The following is a 22,515-nucleotide window of genomic DNA, read 5'->3' as shown; positions in this document are numbered from 1 at the left end:
TTCCATTGGCCGATTGCCGTTTGATCGCCGGCAACTGAACGTCGTACGGCCATATTTGCGTAAGAGTGATCTTCCGTGAGGGAGGCACTCTGATGAACAAATCTCTGATCGCTGCCATCGTGATGCTGGCCTGCGTGCCTGCAAGTGTCGTCGCGCAGGAGCGCGCGGGCGATGCGGCGCTCGGGGCCGTGTCCGGTGCCATCGTGCTTGGGCCGGTCGGTGCCGTGGCGGGAGCGTTGGTCGGTTACACCGCCGGACCTTCGATTGCGCGGTCATGGGGTCTCAGAGGCTCGCGGTCGGCAAGACACCGGCAGCCGCCGCGTCGCGAGGCGAGCCGCGCTGCCACGGCCGGTGCGCCGCCGCGCACCCGCGAGGCGATGGAGGCCAACGGTGAGATGAGAGCGGCCGCCAATCCGCCGGTTCAAGCCGCTCCTGCGCCGTCGCCGCAGGCCTCGACGCCGCCCGTCCAGGGATTCGAGTAACGCCGCCGTCCAAGTAGTGGTCTTCGGCCGCAGCCGATCGATCGTCCTTGCGATCAGGGCGGCGACCTCGCCGACCTTCATGCACGATCCCGTCTGTCGCGGCGCGTCCCGGATCTACCGTTCGCCCAGGATTTTCTTCGCGGCGCGGAGATGCGGCTTGTCGATCATCATGCCGTCGAGCCGCAGCGTGCCGGAGTCGGGATTGCCGGCAAAGGCCGCAATCACCTTCTCCGCCCAGATGCGCTCGGCTTCGGTCGGCTCGAACGCCGCGTTGACGATGTCGACGTGCTTGGGGTGGATCAGCGCCTTTGCCGAAAAGCCGTCGCGCCGCGCGGCGCGCGTTTCCTGCTCAAGGCCACTAAGGTTTTCGATATCGGTATACACGGTATCGATCGGTGCGACGTCGGCCGCGGCCGCCGCCATCAGGCAGAGATCGCGCGCGAGACGATAGGGGCTGTGGAACACGCCGCCCGAGGCTTTCTCGGTCGCGCCGAGCGAGGCGGAGAGATCTTCGGCGCCCCACATCAGGCCGGCGAGGCGAGGGGAGCAATCCTTGTAGGTGCCGAGCCCGAAGATCGAACCGGCGGTTTCCGTGGCAACGCAGACGATGCGGGTCGAGCCGACCGTGCTGCCGGCCGCCGCCTCGAAGGCTTCGAGCCAGGTCGCGACCTGGCGCACATCGTCGCCGCTCCGCGACTTCGGCAGCACGATGCCGTCCGGGGCGCCGGGCATCACCGCGGCGAGATCGGCGAGCGTCATGCCGGTGTCAAGTGCGTTGACGCGAACATAGAGAAGGTGCGGGCCGCGGGGCCCTCTCAGCATCGCCAGCGTCAGCGTGCGCGCTTCTTCCTTTTTCTCGGTGACGACGGAGTCCTCGAGGTCGATGATCAGCGCGTCGGCTTTGCCTTGGCTCGCCTTCTCGAATTTGCGCGGGGAATCGCCCGGGACGAACAGCATCGAACGCATCAGACCGGCCCCTTGTGCATCATCGCCATGCGGCGGAATTTGCGACGATCTCGTTGTTCTGATTTCAGGCCTGGTACTTAAACTCGACGTGCCAGCCGTCCGGCAACAATGCATGGTCGCATGCCAAGTTCATATATATATATATGGCTTTGAAGTTTTGGATATATGGTGGCGGGAGTATTCCACGGCGTCTTCCTGCATCTCATCGCGCACCTGATCGCTATTGGATCGCGGTGGCCGTTTCCTCGATCATTCTCTGGCCCCCCTCGCAGATGGGGCGCTAAGCTACGGGCCGTCGCGGCTCCAATCAAGGAGATCAAAAACATGGATTTCGCGCTCACCGATCAGCAGGAAGCCATTCGCGATGCCATCGCCAAGATCTGCGAAGGTTTTGACGATGCCTATTGGCTGAAGAAGGACCACGACGGCGGCTTCCCGCACGATTTCCACAAGGCGCTGGCCGATGCCGGCTGGCTCGGCATCTGCGTGCCGGAAGCCTATGGCGGCTCGGGCCTCGGCATCACCGAAGCTGCGATCATGATGCGCACCATCGCGGAATCCGGCGCGGGCATGTCCGGCGCCTCCGCGGTGCACATCAACGTGTTCGGGCTCAATCCCGTCGTCGTGTTCGGCACTGAGGAGCAGCGCAAGCGCATGCTGCCGCCGATGGTCGAAGGCCGCGAGAAGGCCTGCTTCGCCGTCACCGAGCCCAACACCGGCCTCAACACCACACAGCTCAAGACGCGTGCGGTGGCCAAGAACGACCGCTACATCGTCAATGGCCAGAAAGTGTGGATCTCGACCGCGCAGGTCGCGCACAAGATCCTCCTGCTGGCGCGCACCACGCCGCTGGAGGAGGTGCGCTCGCCGACGCATGGGCTGAGCCTGTTCTACACCGATTTCGACCGCAACAAGATCAAGGTCCACGAGATCGAGAAGATGGGCCGTAAGGTCGTCGATTCCAACGAGCTGTTCTTCGAGGATTTTGAAATCCCGATGGAGGACCGCATCGGCGAAGAGGGCCGCGGCTTCCAATACATCCTCGAAGGCATGAACCCCGAGCGGATCCTGATCGCCGCGGAAGCGGTCGGCCTCGGCAAGCTCGCGCTGTCGCGCGCCACCGAATATGCCAAGACGCGAATCGTGTTCAACCGCCCGATCGGCAAGAATCAGGGCATCCAGCATCCGCTCGCGGTGAACTGGGTTGAGCTCGAGGCGGCTTGGCTGATGGTGATGTCGGCGGCCTGGCAGTACGACAAGGGCTTGCCGTGCGGCGCCGCCGCCAACGCCGCAAAATATCTGGCGGGAGAGGCCGGATACCATGCCTGCGAGCAGGCCGTCATGACCCATGGCGGCTTCGGCTATGCCAAGGAATTCCACGTCGAGCGATATTTGCGCGAAATCTTGATCCCGCGCATCGCGCCAGTCAGCCCGCAACTCGCGCTGAGCTTCATCGCGGAAAAGGTGCTGGGGCTGGCGAAGTCGTACTAAACAAGTCGTACTAAGCTAATGCGCGACCATTTGGTCGGCGACGAACCGTGCGAGCTATCCGGAGTTGGCCGTGCTTATTCGGAAGCGATCCGATCAACTGCCATAGCGCGGAGCCTGGTACGCTGGATCTTGATGCCGTTGGCGCTGTCGGTAACCGGGAAGGCACCCACGAAGTAGATCCGCGCCGGCACCTTGTAGCCGGCGAGCCGCTCGCGCAGGCGCGCGACAAGCGCCTCCGGCTGCGGCGGCTCCTGCTGTGGTTCTTGGGCCGGGATCACGAAGGCGACGCAGCGCGCCTGTCCTTTCAGATCGACAGCAACCACCTGGGCGTCGGCAACGCCAGGACAGGATTTGAGTTCATCCTCGATCTCGCCTGGCGCGACCAGGAAGCCGCCGAGCCGCATGGCGTCGCCCGCACGGGTCTCATAGACGAACGAGCCATCGCCGCGAAGACGGCCGATGTCGCCGGTGCGGAAGAAGCCATCCGCGGTGATCGCATCACGCGTGGCCTCGGGATTGTGGAAATAGCCGAGAAAGCGCGACGGGGCGCTGATCTCGATCTCGCCGGAAACGCCGTGAGGCGCAAGTGAGCCGGTCTCGGTGTCACGGACACGGACCCTGGCTTGCGGCGACATCGGCCAGCCGCCGCCCTCGATGCGCTCGGCAAAGGCGTCGCCGGCGCGGCCGATCGAGAACAGCGCCTGCACCTCGCTCGAACCGTAAAGGCCGAATAGCGGCACGCCGCGCGCCTCGGCCTCCGCGGCCAGCTCACGCCAGCCGGGCTGAAACGCAGCGAAGCCGAAAACCTCCGCTTTCGGAAGCGGGCGCGGCGCATCGGTCAGCGCCAGGATGCGGCGGAACATCTCGTCGGAGCCAAAGGCGTGCGTGATCCTGTGCTCGCTGAGGATTGTCAGCGCCGGCGCCGCCTCGAAGGCGTCCAGCACATGGATGGTCACGCCGGCGGCGAGGAAGGCAAGCAAGCTGGTCATGCCGAACGTGCCGCAGAACGGAAGCATCGCCAGCAACGAATGGCGCTGCGGCGAGAGCGTCAGCGCTTCGGCGATCGAGACGGCGTGCGTGGAAAGCGTCCGCTGCGAATGCGCCACCAGCTTCGGCCCCTTGGTCGTGCCCGAGGTCGTATAGAGCAGCACTGGGAGGTCGACGTCGCTCTCGGCTGGCGGGCGCGGCGGGCAGGGCTTCTCGAACGCGTCGAAGCGTACGCAAGGCCAGTGCGCGGGGATCACGTCCGCGCCGACCACCGCGAGCTTTTGCAGCGCGGGCACCTCGGCCTTGGCGACATCGGCGAGAATGGCGGCGAAATCGATCGAGCGGAACGCGGCCTCGACCACCATGAGCCTGGCGCTGGAAACCTTCAGCAGATGCGCGAGCTCGGCGCTACGGTAGCGGGTATTGACGGCGGCGACGACGGCGCCAAGGCGGGCGGCGGCAAACAGCAGCGCGATCCATTCGATCCGATTGACCAGCCAGACCGCGACCACGTCGCCCTTACCGATGCCCTGCGCCGCGAGCCAGGCCGCGGTCTGCTCGACCTTTTGCGAGAACTCGGCGCGCGAGACCGGCGTGCCGTCAAACACGAAGGCGGCACCGGCGGTCTCGGTCCTGATCAGCGATTGCAGTGAAAAATCGTCGGCGTGCATGACGACCGGAGTAACCCGATCGCGCAAAACTGTCTACTTGGTGCCTGTCTACTTGGTGCCGAACATCCGGTCGCCGGCATCGCCGAGGCCCGGCACGATGTAGCCGTGGTCGTTCAGCCGCTCATCGATCGCGGCGGTCCAGATCGGCACGTCGGCATGCTCCTTTTGGAACTGCGCGATGCCTTCCGGTGCGGCCAGCAGGCACACGAAGCGGATGTCGCGGGCGCCACGCGCCTTGAGCAGGGACGCGCCGGCGCAGGCCGAATTGCCGGTCGCCAGCATCGGATCCATCAGGATCACAGTGCGGTCGGACAGGTCCTGCGGCGCCTTGAAGTAATATTCGACGGCCTGCAATGTCTCAGGGTCGCGGTAGAGCCCGATATGGGCGATGCGCGCCGACGGCATCAGCGCCAGCATGCCGTCGAGGAAGCCGACCCCGGCGCGCAGGATCGGCGCCAGCGTGAGCTTCTTGCCGGCGATCTTCGGCGCCTGCATCGGCGCGATCGGCGTCTCGATCTCGACCAGTTCCAGCGGCAGGTCGCGCGTCACCTCGTAGCAGAGCAGCATCCCGATCTCGTTCAGGATCTCGCGAAAGCTCTTGGTCGAGCGGTCCTTCTCCCGCATCAGGGAGAGCTTGTGCTGGATCAGGGGATGGGCGACGACATTGACGTTGCTGATGCTCATGAAACCGATCTACACGGTTCCGTGAAACTGCGCCAGATCGGTCCGGCTTTTTCCGCCGGATACGTGGCCCAGGCAGCCATCGAGACCGCCGTTCGAACCCGGCTGCTCGCCCCGTGGGCAGTTAAGGCAACTCCTGCCCAGTCGCGGTGCGCGCAGCGACGAAGGGCTAGACACCGAGCCCGCGCGCGGCAAGCGTGATCACGAGCGTCAGGATCCCGCCCCAGATTATACTGAGCGTCACGGTCAGGATGGCCGCGGTGATCGCCTGCTCCAGGTTTCCCTTGAACGGCTGCACGCTAGCTGTCCGCGGTTGTTTTCGCACTGATCCGCATGCCAAACAGCAGCGCGCCCATCAATGCGACGAGGATAATGATCTTGATTTCGACCATGATGTTATCTGCAACGTCTTGACGGTCTTCCGCGTCGATCAGGCGTGGAGGTGCCAGACGTAGATCGCGGTCCTCAGCGCTATGAGCGCGGCAAGCACGCTGCCCATCGAGAGCACGGCTAACGCGCGCAAGGCGAAGCGCCTGAGCTGGGCCCGGCGCGCTTTTGCTCTCGGCCATCGTTCTGTCCTGTCAAAGGACTGTTCAAAACCATGTGTCAGCATCGACATTTCGGGAGCCCTCATGCTTGGTTCGGCGAGATGGCCGCTCCAAGTTGCCTCGTATGATGGGCGGGGCGGCATAGGAATGCGAGACGCGAGCTGCCGCTTTTGAATAGGAACGCCATAAGTGCGCCACGCCGCTAGCCGAAATTGTCGCAGGCGGCCGGCTCGTAGAGCGGGTACAGCAACGGACGCACGGAAGGGACGCTGGGCCGCGACATCTCCACGGCCAATGCTTGCACCTCGACGAAGGCGGACAGCAGGGCGAGCGCTAGATCCGCATGGTGCGCTTCGACCGCGGCGTCCAGCCAGTCGGGCAATTCGCGTTCACGCGAAAGCGCACAATGCCACTCGCCCTCATCGTAGGCGATGCGCCGGACCTGCCATAGCGGCAGCTCGATCGCCATCAGCGCCAGCGCGGCATCGGTCCAGGCCTCGGCATCGATCAGCCGCATGATGCGCGCAGTGCGCTCGCTGTGTCCGAGCGGGGGCAGGCGCCGGCAGGCGTGCTCGATGATGTCGAATATAAGCGGTCGCGTCATCGCATGCGCATTGCGCAGGCGTTTACTCAGCGAAGGCGGATCGTAATGTCGAAGAGCGGCGGTCACGTCAGGCCTCCTGGAATCGGCGTCGGTCAGTCGGCCGGCCTCTCCAAGATGGCCAAAACGGCATTTGAAAACGAGATGAGGAGGGGACGGGAAATATAGGGATTTCATAAGTGTGCGGGGCATCGGGTAAGGGACGCAATCTGCTGCCGCCTTCTCGACCGTCGTCCCGGCTTTCGCCGGGACGACGGCGGAAATTGCGAGCATCGTCTGACCGCGCCATCAGCTGGGCCCTTTATGAGATTCCTATAACTTCGCCAAAGCCCTCATCTCGAAAACCTATGGTCGTGGTGGCACTTCAGCGCGGTGAGAAATCTGGCGGGCGTCCTGGAAACGCGTTGCGTTTTCCCTAACGCTTGCCGGCCGCCTGAGACACGGTTGCGCCGGACACGAGGGCGCAACGAGGAGTATCGCCATGATGGACATACTGATGCTGGCGCTGGGCTTCGGCTTCTTCGCGCTCGCGATCGGCTACACCTATGCCTGCGAACGGTTGTGAGGGGCGGATCATGATTTTTGATTATGCGCTTGCCGGTGCCGTCTCGTTCGGCCTGCTGTTCTACCTCACCTACGCGCTGCTGCGGCCCGAGCGGTTCTGACCCGTGCTGCCGCTTCTCGAATTGCTGCTGGCGGACGCCGCGCTCGCCGCGGGTCTGCTGGCGTTGCTCCTGCCGCTTCTGCGCAGGGCACAAGTCCTAAAGGGTTAATGCAATGACTGCGATCGGTTGGCTCCAGATCATTCTCTATTGCGTCGTCATCGTCGCGCTGGCCAAGCCGCTAGGCTGGTACATGACGCGTGTCTTCAACGGCGAGCGGACGTTCCTGTCGCCGGTGTTGCGCCCGATCGAGGCCGGTATCTACTGGTTCTCCGGGGTCGACGAAAAGCGCGAGCAGCACTGGCTGACCTATACCGTCGCCATGTTGCTGTTCCACGTCGGCGGCTTCCTCGTGATCTATGGCGTGATGCGGCTGCAGTCCGTGCTGCCCCTCAATCCGGCCGGTCAAGGCGCGGTTGCCGAGGATCTCTCGTTCAACACCGCGATCTCCTTCATCACCAACACCAACTGGCAGAACTACGGCGGCGAGAGCACGGTCTCGTACCTCGTGCAGATGCTAGGCCTGACCCACCAGAACTTCCTGTCGGCGGCAACCGGCATCGCGCTCGCGGTGGCCCTGATCCGCGGTTTCTCGCGCGCCTCGATGCGTACGGTCGGAAATTTCTGGGTCGATGTGACCCGCTGCACGCTCTACGTGTTGCTGCCGATCTGTGTCGTCTACACGCTGTTCCTGGTCTCGCAGGGCATCCCGCAGACGCTCGGTGATTATGCCGAGGCCACCACGCTGGAAGGCGCCAAGCAGACCATTGCGGTCGGCCCCGTCGCCTCTCAGGTCGCGATCAAGATGCTCGGCACCAATGGCGGCGGCTTCTTCAACGCCAACGCCTCCCATCCCTTCGAGAACCCGACGGCGCTGTCGAACTTCGTGCAGATGCTCTCGATCTTCACGCTCGGCGCGGCGCTGACCAATGTGTTCGGCCGCATGGTCGGCAATCAGCGCCAGGGCTGGGCGATCCTGGCCGTGATGGGCGTGCTGTTCGTCGCTGGCGTCGCCGTCACCTATTGGGCGGAGGCGGGCGGCACTTCGACGCTGCATGCGCTCGGCCTGACCGGCGGCAACATGGAAGGCAAGGAGGTTCGCTTCGGCATTGTTGCGTCCTCGCTGTTCGCCGTGATCACGACGGCGGCTTCCTGCGGCGCGGTCAACGCCATGCATGACAGCTTCACCGCGCTCGGCGGCATGATCCCGCTCATCAACATGCAGCTCGGCGAGATCATCGTCGGCGGCGTCGGCGCCGGCCTCTACGGCATGCTGCTGTTCGTCGTGCTCGCGATCTTCGTCGCAGGGCTCATGGTCGGCCGCACGCCGGAATATGTCGGCAAGAAGATCGAGGCGCGCGAGGTCAAGATGGCAATGCTCGCGATCCTGGTGCTGCCGCTGATGTATCTGGGCTGGACCGCCGTCGGCGTGGTTTATCCCTCGGCGGCCGCCTCGATGGCGAATGCCGGGCCGCACGGCTTCACCGAGGTGCTCTACGCCTTCACGTCGGCAACCGGCAACAACGGCTCGGCCTTCGCGGGCCTCACCGGCAACACCTTGTTCTACAACCTCACGCTCGCAAGCGCGATGTTCGTCGGCCGGTTCTTCATGATCATTCCGGCGATGGCGATTGCGGGCTCGCTGGCCGCCAAGAAATCGATTCCGCCGTCAGCCGGCACCTTTCCGACTACGGGCGGGCTGTTTGTCGGCCTCGTCGTCGGCGTGATCCTGATTATCGGTGGCTTGACCTTCTTCCCGGCCCTCGCGCTCGGCCCGATCGTCGAGCATCTCGCGATGAATGCCGGACAACTGTTCTGATCGACAGCCTTCTGATTGTTTGGAGTGACCTTCATGGACACCATGAAACTGCAAAGACGCGCGTCAGTCTCGGCGATGCTCGACCCAAAGATTGTCGTGCCCGCGATCCGCGCGTCCGTCGTCAAGCTTGATCCGCGGCTGATGATCAAGAACCCCGTGATGTTCGTGGTCGAGATCGTAGCCGCGCTCACCACCGTGATCTTCCTGCGTGATCTCGCCACCGGCGGTGCCAATCTCGGCTTCACCTTCCAGATCATCCTCTGGCTCTGGTTCACGGTGCTGTTCGCCAACTTTGCCGAGGCCGTCGCCGAAGGCCGCGGCAAGGCGCAGGCCGAATCGCTGCGCAAGACCCGCACCGAGAGCCAGGCTAAGCTGCTGACCGGCTCTGACCGCACCTTCAAGCTGGTGCCGGGCACCAGCCTCAAGGTGGGTGACCTCGTTCTGGTCGAAGCGGGCGACACCATCCCCTCGGACGGCGAGGTGATTGAGGGCGTGGCCTCGGTCAACGAAGCCGCGATCACCGGCGAATCCGCGCCCGTCATCCGCGAATCCGGCGGCGACCGCTCGGCGGTGACCGGCGGCACGCAGGTGCTGTCCGACTGGATCCGCGTCCGCATCACGGCGGCGCAAGGCTCGACCTTCATCGACCGCATGATCAAGCTGGTCGAAGGAGCCGAGCGGGCGAAGACGCCGAACGAGATCGCGCTCAATATCCTGCTCGCAGGATTGACCATCATCTTCGTGTTCGCGACCGTCACCATTCCGAGCTATGCGGCCTATGCCGGCGGCTCGATCTCGGTGGTGGTGCTGGTCGCACTGTTCGTGACGCTGATCCCGACCACCATCGGCGCGCTGCTCTCGGCGATCGGCATTGCCGGCATGGACCGCCTGGTGCGCTTCAACGTGCTGGCGATGTCCGGACGCGCGGTCGAGGCCGCCGGCGACGTCGACACGCTGCTGCTCGACAAGACCGGAACGATCACGCTCGGCAATCGCCAGGCTACCTCCTTCCGCCCGGTTCGCGGCGTCACCGAGCAGGAACTCGCCGATGCGGCCCAGCTTGCCTCGCTCGCCGACGAGACGCCGGAAGGCCGCTCCATCGTCGTGCTGGCGAAGGAGAAGTACGGCATCCGCGGCCGCGACATGGCCGAGCTTGGCGCCACCTTCATCCCGTTCACGGCGCAGACCCGCATGAGCGGCGTCGATGCCGGCGGCTCGTCGGTGCGCAAGGGCGCGGTCGATGCCATGCTCAGCTATGTCGGTGGCGGTGCGCCGCTGGCGGTGGCCTCAGGCACCACGGCCCGCGCGATCCAGCCTGCGCTGCTTTCGGATATCGGCCGGGAGGTGCAGACCATCGCCGATGAGATCGCCAAGGCCGGCGGCACGCCGCTGGCGGTGGCCAGGGACGGCAGGCTGCTCGGCGTCATCCAGCTCAAGGACATCGTCAAGGGCGGCATCCGCGAGCGCTTTGCCGAGCTGCGCCGCATGGGCATCCGCACCATCATGATCACCGGCGACAACCCGATGACGGCCGCCGCGATCGCCGCGGAAGCCGGCGTCGACGACTTCCTGGCGCAGGCAACGCCCGAGGACAAGCTCAAGCTGATCCGCGACGAGCAAGCCAAGGGCAAGCTGGTCGCGATGTGCGGTGACGGCACCAACGACGCGCCGGCGCTCGCGCAGGCCGATGTCGGTGTCGCCATGAACACCGGCACCCAGGCCGCCCGAGAGGCCGGCAATATGGTTGACCTCGATTCCAACCCGACCAAGCTGATCGAGGTGGTCGAGATCGGCAAGCAGCTCCTGATGACGCGCGGCGCGCTGACGACGTTCTCGATCGCCAACGATGTCGCAAAATACTTCGCGATCATCCCGGCGATGTTTCTGGCGTTCTACCCGCAGCTCAACGTGCTCAACGTCATGAACCTGTCGAGCCCGCAGAGCGCCATCTTGTCGGCCATTATCTTCAATGCGCTGATCATCATCGCGCTGATCCCGCTCGCGCTGAAGGGCGTCGCCTACCGCGCGGTCGGTGCCGGCGCGCTGCTCCAGCGCAACCTGCTGATCTATGGCCTCGGTGGGATCGTCATTCCCTTCATCGGCATCAAGGCGATCGACCTCGTCGTTGTTGCCTTCCACCTGGCTTAACGCCGTCATTGCGAGCGAAGCGAAGCAATCCAGAACTGCCTCCACGGCCGAGAGCCTGGATTGCTTCGTCGCTTCGCTCCTCGCAATGACGATAGAAACAGGAGACGTATTATGCTCAGAGAAATCCGCCCCGCCATCGTCCTGCTGCTGCTGCTCACCGCCATCACCGGCCTTGCCTATCCGCTCGCGATGACCGTTATCGCCGGCGCGATCTTCCCCGTGCAGGCGCAGGGCAGTTTGATCGAGCGGGACGGCAAGGTGGTCGGCTCCGCCCTGATCGGGCAGGAATTCAAGGACGACAAATATTTCCACGGCCGCCCCTCGGCGACGCTCGCGCCAGACCCCAATGATTCGACCAAGACGGTCTCGGCGCCCTACAACGCCGCCAATTCGGGTGGCTCCAATCTCGGCCCGACCAGCAAGGCGCTGGCCGACCGGCTGAAGGAAGATGTGGACAAGCTCAAGAGCGAGAATCCGAATGCCGCCGTGCCGGTCGATTTGGTGACCACCTCGGCCAGCGGTCTCGATCCGGATATCTCGCCGGATGCGGCGCAATTCCAGGTGCCGCGCGTGGCGAAGGCGCGTAATATGCCGGAGGACCAGGTCAAGCAGCTCGTGGCCTCCAGCACCCAGGGCCGTCTGATCGGCCTGATCGGCGAGCCCCGCGTTAACGTATTGGCACTAAATCTCGCGCTCGATCGCGCCGCGAAGTAGTCTAGGCTGAGCACGCGCGGATGATTATATTGCGCTGATGGTCCGAGAGCGCCGCGATCCCGAACAACGTCCTTCGCCTGAGGCGCTGCTGGAAGCAGCGCGCCGGGAGGACAGCGCGAGCGGCAAGCTCAAGATCTTCGTCGGCGCCGCCCCCGGCGTCGGCAAGACCTACGAGATGCTGCAAAGCGCCCAAGCCAAGCGCAAGGCCGGCATCGACGTCGTGGTCGGCTTCGTCGAGACTCACGGCCGTGCCGAGACCGAGGCGCTGGTGCGCGACCTCGAAGTGATCCCGCGCCGGAAGCTGGACTACCGCGGCCAGACGGTCGAGGAGATGGACCTCGACGCTGTAATCGCACGGCGCCCCAAGATCGCGCTGGTCGACGAACTCGCCCACACCAACGCGGCCGGCAGCCGCCATCCCAAGCGCTATCTCGACGTCGAAGAGCTGCTGTCGCACGGCATCGACGTCTACACCGCCGTCAATATCCAGCACATCGAAAGCCTGAACGATGTCGTCGCCCAGATCACCCATGTGCGGGTGCGCGAGACCGTGCCGGATTCGGTGTTCGACCGCGCCGATGCGATCGAGCTGATCGACCTCACGCCCGATGATTTGATCCAGCGACTGAGGGAAGGCAAGGTGTATGTGCCCAGGCAGGCCGAGCGGGCGCTGGAGCATTATTTTTCGCCGGGCAATCTCACCGCGCTGCGCGAGCTGGCGCTGCGGCGTACGGCCGAGCGGGTGGATGAGCAGCTCCTCACCCACATGCAGGCGAACGCCATCGCCGGTCCCTGGGCGGCAGGTGAACGTATCCTCGTCTGCGTCAGCGAGGATCCGCGTGCGGCCGGGTTGGTGCGCTACACCAAGCGGCTGGCCGACCGCCTGCATGCGCCATTCACCGCGATCTCGATCGAGACGCGGCGTTCGCTGCAGCTGTCCGAGGAGGAGCGCGACCGGCTTGCCGATACGCTGCGGCTTGCGGAGTCCCTGGGCGGCGAGGCGCTGACCATTCCTGCCGTCGGCCGCCGCATCGCCGACGACGTCGTAAATTTCGCGCAAGGCAACAACGTCACCCAGATCGTGATCGGCAAGTCGAGCCGCTCGCGATGGTTCGAGATGACGCGCGGTTCCGTCGTGCATGATCTGGTGCGCCGCGCCGGCAATATCAGCGTTCACGTCATCGCCGGCGACGAGCTCACGAGCGAGCCGGCGCCGAAGACGGCGGTGCAGACCGCGGCACGTTCCGAGCCGTTCGATGCCTTGCCTTATCTGAAGGCGCTCGGGATCACCGCACTCGGCCTTGCCGCAGCGATGATCATCAAGCCGTATTTCGGCGTCGAGAACGTCGACCTGATGTTCCTGACCGCCGTGGTTGCCGTGGCTGTCCGCTATGGCTTGTGGCCGTCCTTGCTTGCGAGCATCGCGGCGTCGCTGGCCTATAACTTCTTCTTCCTGCCGCCGGTCTATACCTTCACCATCACCGATCCCACCAACGTCGCGGCGTTCTTCTTCTTCATGCTGATCGCGTTCGTGGTGTCGAATGTAGCGGGGCGGGTGCGGACCCAGGCCGACACTGCGATCGGCCGCATCAGGACGACCGAGCAGCTCTATGCGTTCAGCCGCAAGCTCGCCGGTACTGGAACGCTGGACGACGTGCTGTGGGCGGCCGCCTATCAGACCGCGCTGATGCTCAGGGTTCGCGTGGTGCTGCTGCTCCCGGAAGAGGGGCTTCTGACCGTTAAATCCGGCTATCCCCCGGAGGACCAGCTCGACCAGGCCGACCTTGCTGCCGCCAACTGGGCCTGGAGCAACGATCGGCCGGCCGGCCGCGGCTCGGATACGCTGCCGGGTGCAAAACGCCTGTTCCTGCCGATGCGCACCGGGCGCGGCCCGATCGGCGTCATCGGTATCGACAACGACCGTAGCGGTCCGCTGTTGACGCCGGATCAGCGCCGGCTGCTCGACGCGCTGGTCGACCAGGGGGCGCTTGCGATCGAGCGCGTGCTGCTGGTCGAGGACATGGACCGCGTCAAGCGTACCGTCGAGTCCGAGCGGCTGCGCTCGGCGCTGTTGACTTCGATTTCGCACGATTTGAAGACGCCACTCGCTTCGGTGCTCGGCGCCGCCTCGACCATGCGCGATCTCGCCGGCGCGCTGTCCGATACCGAGAAGCGCGACCTGCTCGCCACCGTCATCGACGAGTCCGAGCGGCTCAACCGCTTCATCGCCAATCTGCTCGACATGACCAAGCTCGAATCCGGCGCGATCGTACCCAACACGGCGCTGCACGATCTCGGCGAGATCGTCGGCAGCGCGCTCCGGCGCGCAAGCAAGATACTGACCGCGCACAAGGTGGACCTGATGCTGGCCGCCGATCTGCCGATGCTTCAGCTCGACGCCGTGCTGTTCGAGCAGGTCCTGTTCAACCTGCTCGATAATGCCGCCAAATATTCGCTGCCTGACACCACGATCTCGATCAAGAGCCAGCGCGACAGGGATCACGTGATGCTCCAGATTGCTGACGAAGGCGACGGCATTCCGCCTGAGGAACTCGAGAGCGTGTTCGACAAGTTCTATCGCGCGCAGAAGGGCGACCATGTCCGTCCCGGCACCGGACTCGGGCTCGCTATCTCCCGCGGCTTCGTCGAGGCGATGCGGGGCACGATCTCGGCTGCCAATCGCAGCGACCGGAGCGGCGCGGTTTTGACCATCCGTCTGCCCGTTCCGGCGCAAACCCAGGCATTGGATACCGCCGCATGAGTGCTGCTCCGATCAGGGTTCTGGTCATCGACGACGAGCCACCGATCCGCAAGCTGCTGCGGATGGGGCTGACGACGCAGGGTTATGAGGTTCTGGAGGCGTCGAACGGCAAGATCGCGCTGGAAAAGCTCACCGAAGAGCCGGCGCTGATCATCCTCGATCTCGGTCTGCCCGATATCGGGGGTCATGAGCTGCTTCGCACCATTCGCGCCCGCAACGAAGCCGTGCCGATCGTGGTGCTGTCGAGCCGCGGCGACGAGGCCGGCAAGGTGCAGGCGCTCGATCTCGGCGCCGACGATTATTTGACCAAACCGTTCGGCATGGACGAGCTCTTGGCGCGCTTGCGCGCCGCGCTACGGCACCAACTCCAGGTCCAGGGCGAGCGTCCGGTGTTCCGCAGCGGCGATTTGTCCGTCGATCTGGTGCGCCGGATCGTCAAGGTCGGTGAGCGCGAGGTAAAACTGTCGCCGAAGGAATATGACCTCTTGCGCGTGCTGGTGCAGCACGCCGGCAAGGTGCTGACCCATCGCTTCCTGCTTAGGGAGCTTTGGGACGAGCTGACCGACGCGCAATATCTACGCGTCTATGTCCGCCAGCTCCGCCAGAAGATCGAAGCCGATCCGGAACGGCCGCAATATGTGCTGACCGAGACGGGGATCGGGTATCGGCTAAGGGCGGGGGATTGACGCTGTATCTCCTCATCCTGAGGAGCGCGGAACGCGCGTCTCGAAGGATGAAGGCCCGGCTGCGGCAGTGGGGCCTGCATGGTTCGAGACGGCGCTTCGCGCCTCCTCACCATGAGGGTTGACAGAGGGATCGCTATCCCGCCTTGCGGTGCCGCGCCGTCGAACGGTGCGCCTTCTTCGCAGCTCGTTGCCGCCCGGCCGCCCGGCGTGCATGGGACTTGGCGGACTTTCCTCCGCCGCGTCGCTTCAAGCTCTGCTTCAGCGCATCCATCAGGCTGACGACGTTGCTCGGCCGCTCCTCGGGCTCCGGAAGCTGGATCTTCTTGCCACTGGCCTTCCGCTTCACCAGCGCCTTCAGCGCATCCTCATACTCGTCCTTGAATTTGCCTGGGTCGAAATGCGCGGCCTTGGTGTGGAGGATGTGGCCGGCGAGATCGACCATGTCCTTGGTGATCTTCGGGTTCTTGATGTCGTCGAAGAACTGGTCCTCGTCGCGCAGCTCGTAGGGATAGCGCAGCGTAGTGCCGAGCAGGCCCTTGCCGAGCGGTTCGATCGCCATAACATGCTCGCGGTTGGTGAGCACGATCTTGGCGAGTGCGACGCGGTCCTGATCCTTCATGGAGTCGCGGATCACAGCAAAGGCGTCGACCGCGGCCTTGCCGTCGGGCGCGATGTAGTAGGGATGGTTGAGGTAGCGCTGGTCGATCTCCTCGCGCGGCACGAAGCTCTCGATGTCGATGGTGTGATTGCTCTCGATCTGGACCGCCTCGAGCTCCTCCGGTTCGATCTCGACATATTTGCCCTTGCGCAGCTCGTAGCCGCGCCCCTTCTGGTCGCTCTCGACGACGTCGCCGGTCTCGGAATCGATCATCTGCTGTTTCAGCCGGTTCCCGGTTTCGCGGTTGATCAGGTGAAACCGGGTCTTCTCGGCCGCGGTCGCGGCCGGATAGAGCATCACCGGACAGCTCACCAGCGAGAGCTTCAGCGTCCCTTTCCAATAGGCGCGGAGAGCCATTCCATTCTCCAGCGTTTTCAAGGCGTTTCGGAACTCCAACCCAGGTTGGGGGTTTTGGTTCCGGGTGGGACTTTGCCCATGATAGGCTTGGGTACGCGCGCAAGAATGCAGGATCAATCGTGCTGAGAAACCTCTCCACCTATCGCAAGAAGCGGGACTTCGAGATCACGCCCGAGCCCTCCGGGACGACGGCGGTGGCGCCGTCGAAGCAGCGGCGTTTCGTGATTCAGAAGCACGATGCGACGCGGCTCCATTACGATTTTCGTCTGGAGTTCGACGGCGTCTTCAAGTCCTGGGCCGTGACGAAGGGGCCCTCGCTCGATCCGCACGACAAGCGGCTGGCCGTGGAGGTCGAAGACCACCCGCTCGACTACGGCGATTTCGAAGGCACCATTCCGGAAGGCCAGTATGGCGGCGGCACGGTGATGCTGTGGGACCGCGGTTATTGGGAGGCGGAGGATCCCGAACGCGGCTTCAAGAAGGGCGACCTGAAGTTCACCCTGCACGGCGACAAGCTGCATGGCAGCTGGGTGCTGGTGCGGATGCGCAACGACCGCACCGGCGGCAAGCGCACCAACTGGCTCCTGATCAAGCATCGCGACGAGTATGCGCAAGAGGGTAAGGACAACACCATTCTCGATGAAGACAAGTCGGTCGCCTCCGGCCGCGCGATGGAGCAGATCGCCGAGGGCAAGGGCCGCGCACCAAAACCTTTCATGTTGGCAACTGGCGGCAAGGGCAAGGCCAATGCGATCTGGCAGTCCAATCGCGCCGAGGAGCCGAAAGGGCGTACCGTCAAGCCGGCGCCGCGTGCGGCGTTGAAGGGCGGCAAGAAAGCAACTAAGGCGGCGACCGCCAAGGCGGTTTCGGAGATGCCGGACTTCGTGGCGCCGCAGCTCTGCACGTCGGTCGAACGCCCGCCACCCGGCGAAGGCTGGTGCCACGAGATCAAGTTCGATGGCTACCGTGTTCAGCTTCGCGTCGAGGACGGCACGGCGACGCTGAAGACCCGCAAGGGCCTCGATTGGACCGACAAGTTCGCCTCGATTGTGAAGGAGGCGGGCGGGTTGCCGGATATGATGATCGACGGCGAGATCGTCGCGCTCGACCATAACGGCGCGCCAAACTTCTCCTCGCTCCAGGCGGCGTTGTCCGATGGCAGGACCGAAGACCTCATCTTCTTTGCTTTCGATCTCTTGTTCGCGGAAGGTCTCGACTGCCGCCGCCTGCCGCTCGGCGAGCGCAAGGCGCGTCTCAAGGAATTGCTGGAAGCACGCAAGCGGAAATCGAGCCAGATCCGCTATGTCGAGCATTTCGAGAGTGGCGGCGATGCCGTGCTGCAATCGGCCTGCAAGCTCGAGCTGGAAGGGGTCGTGTCCAAGAAGCTCGACGCACCCTATCGCTCCGGCCGGACCGAAAGCTGGACCAAGGCCAAATGCCGGGCCGGCCATGAAGTCGTGATCGGCGGCTACAAGACCACCAACGGCAAATTCCGCTCGCTGATGGCTGGCGTGCATCGCGGCGATCACCTCGCGTTTGTCGGCATGGTCGGTACCGGCTTCGGCGCCGACAAGGTGAAGCGCATCATGCCGCTGTTGAAGGCGGCGGAAGCGAAGCAAAGTCCATTCGGCGGCAAGAATGCGCCAAAGAAAACCCGCGAGATGCACTGGCTGAAGCCGGAGCTCGTCGCGGAGATCGAGTTCGCCGGCTTCACCGCCGACGGCAACGTTCGCCAGGCTGCCTTCAAGGGGCTGCGGCAGGACAAACCGGCCGAGGAGGTCGAGGCGGAAACGCCCGTCGATACCGAGCTGGCCGAGCCTTCCACCGACACGCGGACGAAGTCACGCGCGAAGGCGAAGTCCGCAGGGCGCCCGAAACAGAACGGCCAAAATGCGGAGGTGATGGGCGTCGTCATCTCCAAGCCGGACAAGGAGCTCTGGCCCGACGGCGGTGATGGCGAGCCGGTCACCAAGCTGGATCTGGCGCGCTATTTCGAAGCCGTCGGCGAATGGATGATCGTTCACCTGAAGGGACGGCCCTGCTCCTTGATCCGCGCGCCCGATGGCATCAAGGGCGAGTGCTTCTTCCAGCGCCACGCCATGCAGGGGGCGTCGAATCTTCTGGAACTCGCGAGGGTCTCCGGCGACCGTAAGCCCTATCTGCAGATCGACCGCGTCGAGGGGCTCGCGGCCGTGGCGCAGATCGGCGGCGTGGAGCTGCACCCCTGGAATTGTGCACCTTACGCCTATGACACGCCGGGCCGGCTGGTGTTCGACCTCGATCCCGCGCCGGATGTGGAATTTGCCGGCGTGGTCGAAGCGGCTAAGGAGATGCGGCAGCGGCTGACCGATCTCGGGATGGACAGCTTTTGCAAAACCACTGGCGGCAAGGGCCTGCATGTCGTGGTGCCGTTGCTCTATGGCGCGCGCGACAAAGTCAGCTGGAAGGAAGCCAAGGCGTTTGCGCAAGGCGTCTGCCAATGGATGGCCGATGACGATCCCGAGCGCTATCTGCTCAACATGTCGAAGAAGCTGCGCAACGGAAAAATCTTCCTCGACTATTTGCGCAATGATCGGATGTCGACGGCGGTGGCGGCGCTCTCGCCCCGCGCGCGCGACGCGGCGACCGTGTCGATGCCTGTCACGTGGACGCAGGTGAAGGGCGATCTCGATCCGAAACGATACACACTACGGACCGTGCCGGGATTGCTGGCGCGCTCGAAGGCGTGGGAGGGCTATGACGATGCGGCCGCGCCGGTCAAATCGGCGATGAAGAAGCTCGCGGCGAAAGTGAAATAGATGAAGTAGGGTGGGTTCCGCTCCTTGCAGCGAACCCACCGGACGACGCTGGCGGCTAGATCCGTCCGAGCAGAAGCAGGATCAGCAGGATGATGATCACGAGCCCGAGGCCGCCGCCGCCGTAATAGCCGGTGCCGTAGAACGGTCCGCCGCCGATGCCGCTGAAGCCGCCGAGCAGGGCGATGACCAGGATGATCAGAATAATTGTACCAATAGACATGCGCATCTCCTCCACCCCTTTTGCGGAAAGGGTTGTGTTTGTCTGTTATGCTCACGGCAACTTGCCGCAGGTTTGAAAGTTCCGCAGGGTGAAGCGCATGGAACCTTTGCCTGTGCGGCCGACATAATGAGTTGAGGATCAATCATCACGGGGCAGGATCATGTCCGCACCGCTCGTCGTTTCAATTCCCCATCGTCTCGGCCGCGAAGAGGCAGCGCGTCGGCTCAAGACCGGCCTCGGACGAGCCGCAGCCAGTATTCCAGTGATGCAGGTCGAGGAGGAGCGCTGGAGCGGCGACACGATGAATTTCCGCATCCGCGCGCTTGGACAGACCGCGACCGGACAGGTCGACGTCGGCGACGATAGCGTCCGGGTCGAGGTGGTGCTGCCGTGGCTGCTGCAGCGTTTCGCCGAAATGGCGCAGGCCACAATCCGCAAGCGCGGGCAATTGCTGCTGACGAAGGACGGCGGGAAATAGTGTTCAGCGGCTGGCGCGCTGTCGTGCAGGCTTTAACGCGCCTGTCGTGCGCGCCGCGATGACAACAGCGGGAAAATCGCGAAGGGCCTGCACAATCGGCAATTCATTGCCGGCAAGCCCTGTCGCAGCATGGCCCGTGATATCGACTGTTGCGTCAAATTCCTCGAGCACCGGCCATTCCCGGCCCGCTTGCGTGAACGGCGCAAACTGGCGCCCCACCACGACGATCGCCGCGGCGCGGCCGCGCCGGCGGGCGAAGGCGATGACGTGGTCGGCATGCGCGCCGCGCACCTCCAGCGGCTGGTAGTCGCCCTGCGTGAAGATTTCGGCGAGTTCGTTGCGCAGCTTGAGGAGGTGCCGCGTCCAAGCCAGCTTGAGCCGACCATCCGGCCATGCCTTGATCAGGCCGGACCAGTCCGGAGCTTCCAGCGATACCAGCGCCGCGCGCCGGGCGGCAAAATCCACCGGGCGGCGATTGTCGGGATCGACCAGCGACAGATCCCAGGATTCGGTGCCCTGGTAGAAGTCCGGGACGCCCGGCAGCGTTGTCTTGAGCGTGAGCAGGCTCAGCGAGTTCAACGTACCGAGCAGCGCGACGCGGCGCGCCAAGATTTGCAGCGCCTCCAGGAATTCGCCCGACTGCGCAGGATCGAGGACCTTGGCGACGAAATCCCTTATGCCCGCCTCGTAGGCCTCATGCGGGTTGAGCCAACTCGTTTCCTCCTTGCCTTCGCGCGCGGCCTTGAGCGCGTAAGCCTGGATGCGCTCGACGAACCCGGCGTCGGGTCCCTCAAGCGGCCATGCGCCGAGCAGGGTCTGGTAGAGCATGTACTCGAACGTCGCCGATGGTGCGCGCAGATTGCCGCGCAGCGCGAGGTGCGGTGCGTTCAACACCTTCCAGCGAGATACCGCGCTGGTCCATTCGCCGGGAATCTCGCTGAGCGCGGCGATCCGTGCGCGGGCGTCCTCGCCGCGCTTGGTGTCGTGGGTCGCGGTTGCGGTCATGCCGCGCGGCCATTCCCTGGCGCGGGCCTGCATGGCGTCGTGGAAGGCGGGAATCGCAAGTCCCGCGCTCGCAGGATCGCCGCCGACTTCATTCAGTGCGAGCAGCCGGTGGTACTGATAGAAGGCGGTGTCCTCCAACGACTTCGCCATCAGCGGCCCGGTGAACTGCTGCACCTTCAGCGCGAAGCGGCGCACCCGCGGGGCGCTGTGCGGGGGACGGCCGGGCTTGAGCAGGTCCATGGTGAGGGCATCGCGCAGGAAGTCGAAAATGCCATCGTCCGCAGCGAACCACTCTGCGCGTGCACGCGCGATTGTCTCGTCGATCAGCTTGCGGTCGTGCGCCGTCGGTGCGCCGGTGGTGAGATAGGTGCGATAGACCGGAAAATGCAGCACGTAGAGTTCGAGCGCCTGCCGCAGGCTGTCGGCCGAGAAGTCGCGGGTCGAGTAGTGGCCGTTGGCGATGCGCGCGAGCAGCCGCGTCAGCACGGTGAATTCGCTGGTCAGAAGCGTCTCCAGCACGCGCCGCTTGGCGTCCTTGACGTAAGGCGCAAGCCGCGGCGGCCGGTTGCTGACCTGCCGCCAGGTCTCGTCCAGCGCTTCCAGTCCCTTCGGGTCGACCAGCACTTGGGTGATGACGTTCATCCACTCATAGCCGGTGGTGCCGTGAACGCCGGCGAAGTGCGGCAGGCGCTCGTGCTCGCAGAGGATCTTCTCGATGACGGTATAGAACGGCTTGTTCGGGCCTTGCGCGTCGCGAACCAGCCGGCGCAGCCGCTGGCAATATTGCGCGGGGTCGCGCAGGCCGTCGATGTGGTCGAGGCGAATGCCCTGCAACTTTCCGTCGGCAACCAATTGCTTCACCAGCCTGTGGGTGGCCGCGAACGTACCGGGATCCTCGACACGCAAACCGGCGAGCCCGTTGACGTCGAAGAAGCGGCGATAATTGATGTCGCTGGAGGCAAGCCGCCAGTGGCCGAGCTTGTAGTGCTGACGCTCCAGCAGATGATGCAGCGCCAGGGTCGGCGCCGGCCGGTCCTTTGCCGCGCGATAGGCGCCAAGGCCGCGGGCGATGATATCGGCACCTCCCGCGATCTCTCTGAGCTCGCTCTTGAAGGCGGGAGCTTCCTTGCGATTGGGACGGCGCAGTCCCGTGTAGCGCGCCGCAAGCGCGAGCATGCGCTGGCCCGCTTCCGTCCCGGCGGCGTCAGCCTCCTTCACGATCATCCGCAGCATCTCGCCATAGCGCTCCGGCGCGATTGGCAGGCGATGCTCGAAATACCAGGCGGAAAAACTGCCATCATCGGAATCGTAGCGTAATTCGATCTCACCGCGCTCGAGCGAGTCGCCATAGGATGAGCCGAGGATCGGCAACAGCACGCCGCCGCGGGCGCGGTGGGGCAGCAGGTCCCAGTCGATATCGAAGGCGACTGCGTGCGGCGAATTTGGTCCCCATTCCAGCACGTCCAGCCACCAGGGATTGTCAGCAAAATGCACGCCGACATGATTGGGCACGAAATCGACGATGAGGCCGAGATCGTGCGTGGCCAGCGCCGCGCTCAGCCGCGCGAAGCCGGCCTCGCCGCCGAGCTCGGGATTGAACTGGCTGTGATCAACGGTGTCGTAACCGTGCGTCGATCCCTTGCGGGCCTTCATCACCGGCGAGGTGTAGAGATGGGTGATCCCCAGCGCCTTCAGGTAAGGCACCACCGCAGCGGCCTTGTCGAAATCGAAATCCGCGGTGAGTTGGAGGCGATAGGTTGCAAGGGGAATGGCCGGAGGCAT

At 64.5% G+C, this 22,515-nt stretch carries 19 protein-coding genes; 10 read left to right on the top strand and 9 right to left on the bottom strand.

The genetic code is table 11. The annotated features are described in order from the left end of the window. Window positions 1–92: 92 nt before the first annotated feature. Window positions 93–482 carry a hypothetical protein gene (locus FXV83_RS08660; protein WP_187435760.1) on the top strand — a complete coding sequence of 130 codons (390 nt, stop codon included), beginning with the start codon at window positions 93–95 and terminating at the stop codon, window positions 480–482. Between the two features lie 114 nt (window positions 483–596). On the opposite strand, the gene FXV83_RS08655 is transcribed toward FXV83_RS08660, so the two are convergent. Further along, window positions 597–1,448 (bottom strand): HpcH/HpaI aldolase/citrate lyase family protein, encoded by an 852-nt coding sequence (locus FXV83_RS08655; protein WP_187435759.1) that lies wholly within the window; start codon window positions 1,446–1,448, stop codon window positions 597–599. A 324-nt stretch (window positions 1,449–1,772) separates the two neighbouring features. Between FXV83_RS08655 and FXV83_RS08650 the strand changes: the two genes are divergently transcribed. After that, the gene (locus FXV83_RS08650; RefSeq protein ID WP_148738766.1) at window positions 1,773–2,939 is read left to right on the top strand and encodes an acyl-CoA dehydrogenase family protein; all 1,167 of its coding nucleotides are present in this window, start codon (window positions 1,773–1,775) and stop codon (window positions 2,937–2,939) included. A gap of 74 nt (window positions 2,940–3,013) precedes the next feature. Here the strand turns inward: FXV83_RS08650 and FXV83_RS08645 are convergent, their stop codons facing one another. The 5 genes from FXV83_RS08645 to FXV83_RS08630 form a co-directional block, all read right to left on the bottom strand. Beyond that, a complete protein-coding gene (locus FXV83_RS08645; RefSeq protein WP_148738867.1) occupies window positions 3,014–4,597 on the bottom strand; it encodes an AMP-binding protein in 1,584 nt (527 codons plus the stop codon). Window positions 4,598–4,645: 48 nt separating this feature from the next. After that, window positions 4,646–5,281 carry a uracil phosphoribosyltransferase gene (upp, locus tag FXV83_RS08640; RefSeq protein WP_148738765.1) on the bottom strand — a complete coding sequence of 212 codons (636 nt, stop codon included), beginning with the start codon at window positions 5,279–5,281 and terminating at the stop codon, window positions 4,646–4,648. Window positions 5,282–5,447: 166 nt separating this feature from the next. After that, complete coding sequence (locus FXV83_RS44895) at window positions 5,448–5,576, bottom strand: hypothetical protein (RefSeq protein WP_283811701.1); 129 nt, start codon at window positions 5,574–5,576, stop codon at window positions 5,448–5,450. Between the two features lies 1 nt (window position 5,577). After that, window positions 5,578–5,847 carry a hypothetical protein gene (locus tag FXV83_RS42540; RefSeq protein WP_187435777.1) on the bottom strand — a complete coding sequence of 90 codons (270 nt, stop codon included), beginning with the start codon at window positions 5,845–5,847 and terminating at the stop codon, window positions 5,578–5,580. Window positions 5,848–6,028: 181 nt separating this feature from the next. After that, window positions 6,029–6,496, bottom strand: coding sequence for a hypothetical protein (locus FXV83_RS08630; protein ID WP_187435758.1), 468 nt, complete (start codon window positions 6,494–6,496; stop codon window positions 6,029–6,031). A 506-nt stretch (window positions 6,497–7,002) separates the two neighbouring features. Here FXV83_RS08630 and FXV83_RS08625 point away from each other — a divergent pair. The 6 genes from FXV83_RS08625 (at window position 7,003) to FXV83_RS08600 (ending at window position 15,217) form a co-directional block, all read left to right on the top strand. Further along, window positions 7,003–7,092 carry a K(+)-transporting ATPase subunit F gene (locus tag FXV83_RS08625; RefSeq protein ID WP_038965694.1) on the top strand — a complete coding sequence of 30 codons (90 nt, stop codon included), beginning with the start codon at window positions 7,003–7,005 and terminating at the stop codon, window positions 7,090–7,092. A 112-nt stretch (window positions 7,093–7,204) separates the two neighbouring features. Then, a complete protein-coding gene (gene kdpA / locus FXV83_RS08620) occupies window positions 7,205–8,908 on the top strand; it encodes a potassium-transporting ATPase subunit KdpA (RefSeq protein ID WP_148738762.1) in 1,704 nt (567 codons plus the stop codon). 33 nt (window positions 8,909–8,941) lie between these two features. After that, window positions 8,942–11,056, top strand: coding sequence for a potassium-transporting ATPase subunit KdpB (gene kdpB / locus FXV83_RS08615; RefSeq protein ID WP_148738761.1), 2,115 nt, complete (start codon window positions 8,942–8,944; stop codon window positions 11,054–11,056). A gap of 111 nt (window positions 11,057–11,167) precedes the next feature. Next, window positions 11,168–11,770, top strand: a complete 603-nt coding sequence (locus FXV83_RS08610; protein ID WP_148738760.1) for a K(+)-transporting ATPase subunit C — start codon at window positions 11,168–11,170, stop codon at window positions 11,768–11,770. A 37-nt stretch (window positions 11,771–11,807) separates the two neighbouring features. After that, the gene (locus FXV83_RS08605) at window positions 11,808–14,531 is read left to right on the top strand and encodes a sensor histidine kinase (RefSeq protein ID WP_148738759.1); all 2,724 of its coding nucleotides are present in this window, start codon (window positions 11,808–11,810) and stop codon (window positions 14,529–14,531) included. Continuing rightward, entirely contained in the window at window positions 14,528–15,217 is a 690-nt protein-coding gene (locus FXV83_RS08600; protein ID WP_148738758.1) for a response regulator, read from the top strand. Before FXV83_RS08605 ends, FXV83_RS08600 begins: the two co-directional genes overlap by 4 nt. A gap of 133 nt (window positions 15,218–15,350) precedes the next feature. Here FXV83_RS08600 and ku read toward each other — a convergent pair whose 3' ends face one another. Then, window positions 15,351–16,232: a non-homologous end joining protein Ku gene (gene ku / locus FXV83_RS08595; RefSeq protein ID WP_148738757.1), complete on the bottom strand. Its 882-nt coding sequence runs from the start codon at window positions 16,230–16,232 to the stop codon at window positions 15,351–15,353. Between the two features lie 119 nt (window positions 16,233–16,351). Here ku and ligD point away from each other — a divergent pair, with 119 nt between their 5' ends. After that, entirely contained in the window at window positions 16,352–19,030 is a 2,679-nt protein-coding gene (ligD, locus tag FXV83_RS08590; protein WP_148738756.1) for a DNA ligase D, read from the top strand. A gap of 55 nt (window positions 19,031–19,085) precedes the next feature. On the opposite strand, the gene FXV83_RS08585 is transcribed toward ligD, so the two are convergent. After that, window positions 19,086–19,250: a DUF3309 family protein gene (locus FXV83_RS08585; RefSeq protein ID WP_084292022.1), complete on the bottom strand. Its 165-nt coding sequence runs from the start codon at window positions 19,248–19,250 to the stop codon at window positions 19,086–19,088. 160 nt (window positions 19,251–19,410) lie between these two features. On the opposite strand from FXV83_RS08585, the gene FXV83_RS08580 reads away from it, so the two are divergent. Further along, on the top strand, window positions 19,411–19,728 hold the full coding sequence (locus FXV83_RS08580; RefSeq protein WP_148738755.1) for a polyhydroxyalkanoic acid system family protein: 318 nt from the start codon (window positions 19,411–19,413) through the stop codon (window positions 19,726–19,728). A 3-nt stretch (window positions 19,729–19,731) separates the two neighbouring features. Here FXV83_RS08580 and treY read toward each other — a convergent pair whose 3' ends face one another. After that, the gene (gene treY / locus FXV83_RS08575; protein WP_148738754.1) at window positions 19,732–22,515 is read right to left on the bottom strand and encodes a malto-oligosyltrehalose synthase; all 2,784 of its coding nucleotides are present in this window, start codon (window positions 22,513–22,515) and stop codon (window positions 19,732–19,734) included.

This window comes from Bradyrhizobium hipponense (assembly GCF_008123965.1).
Classification (GTDB): Bacteria; Pseudomonadota; Alphaproteobacteria; order Rhizobiales; family Xanthobacteraceae; genus Bradyrhizobium; species Bradyrhizobium hipponense.
The sequence above is the reverse complement of the archived record's forward strand: the minus strand, read 5'-3'. Positions and strand labels throughout refer to the sequence as shown.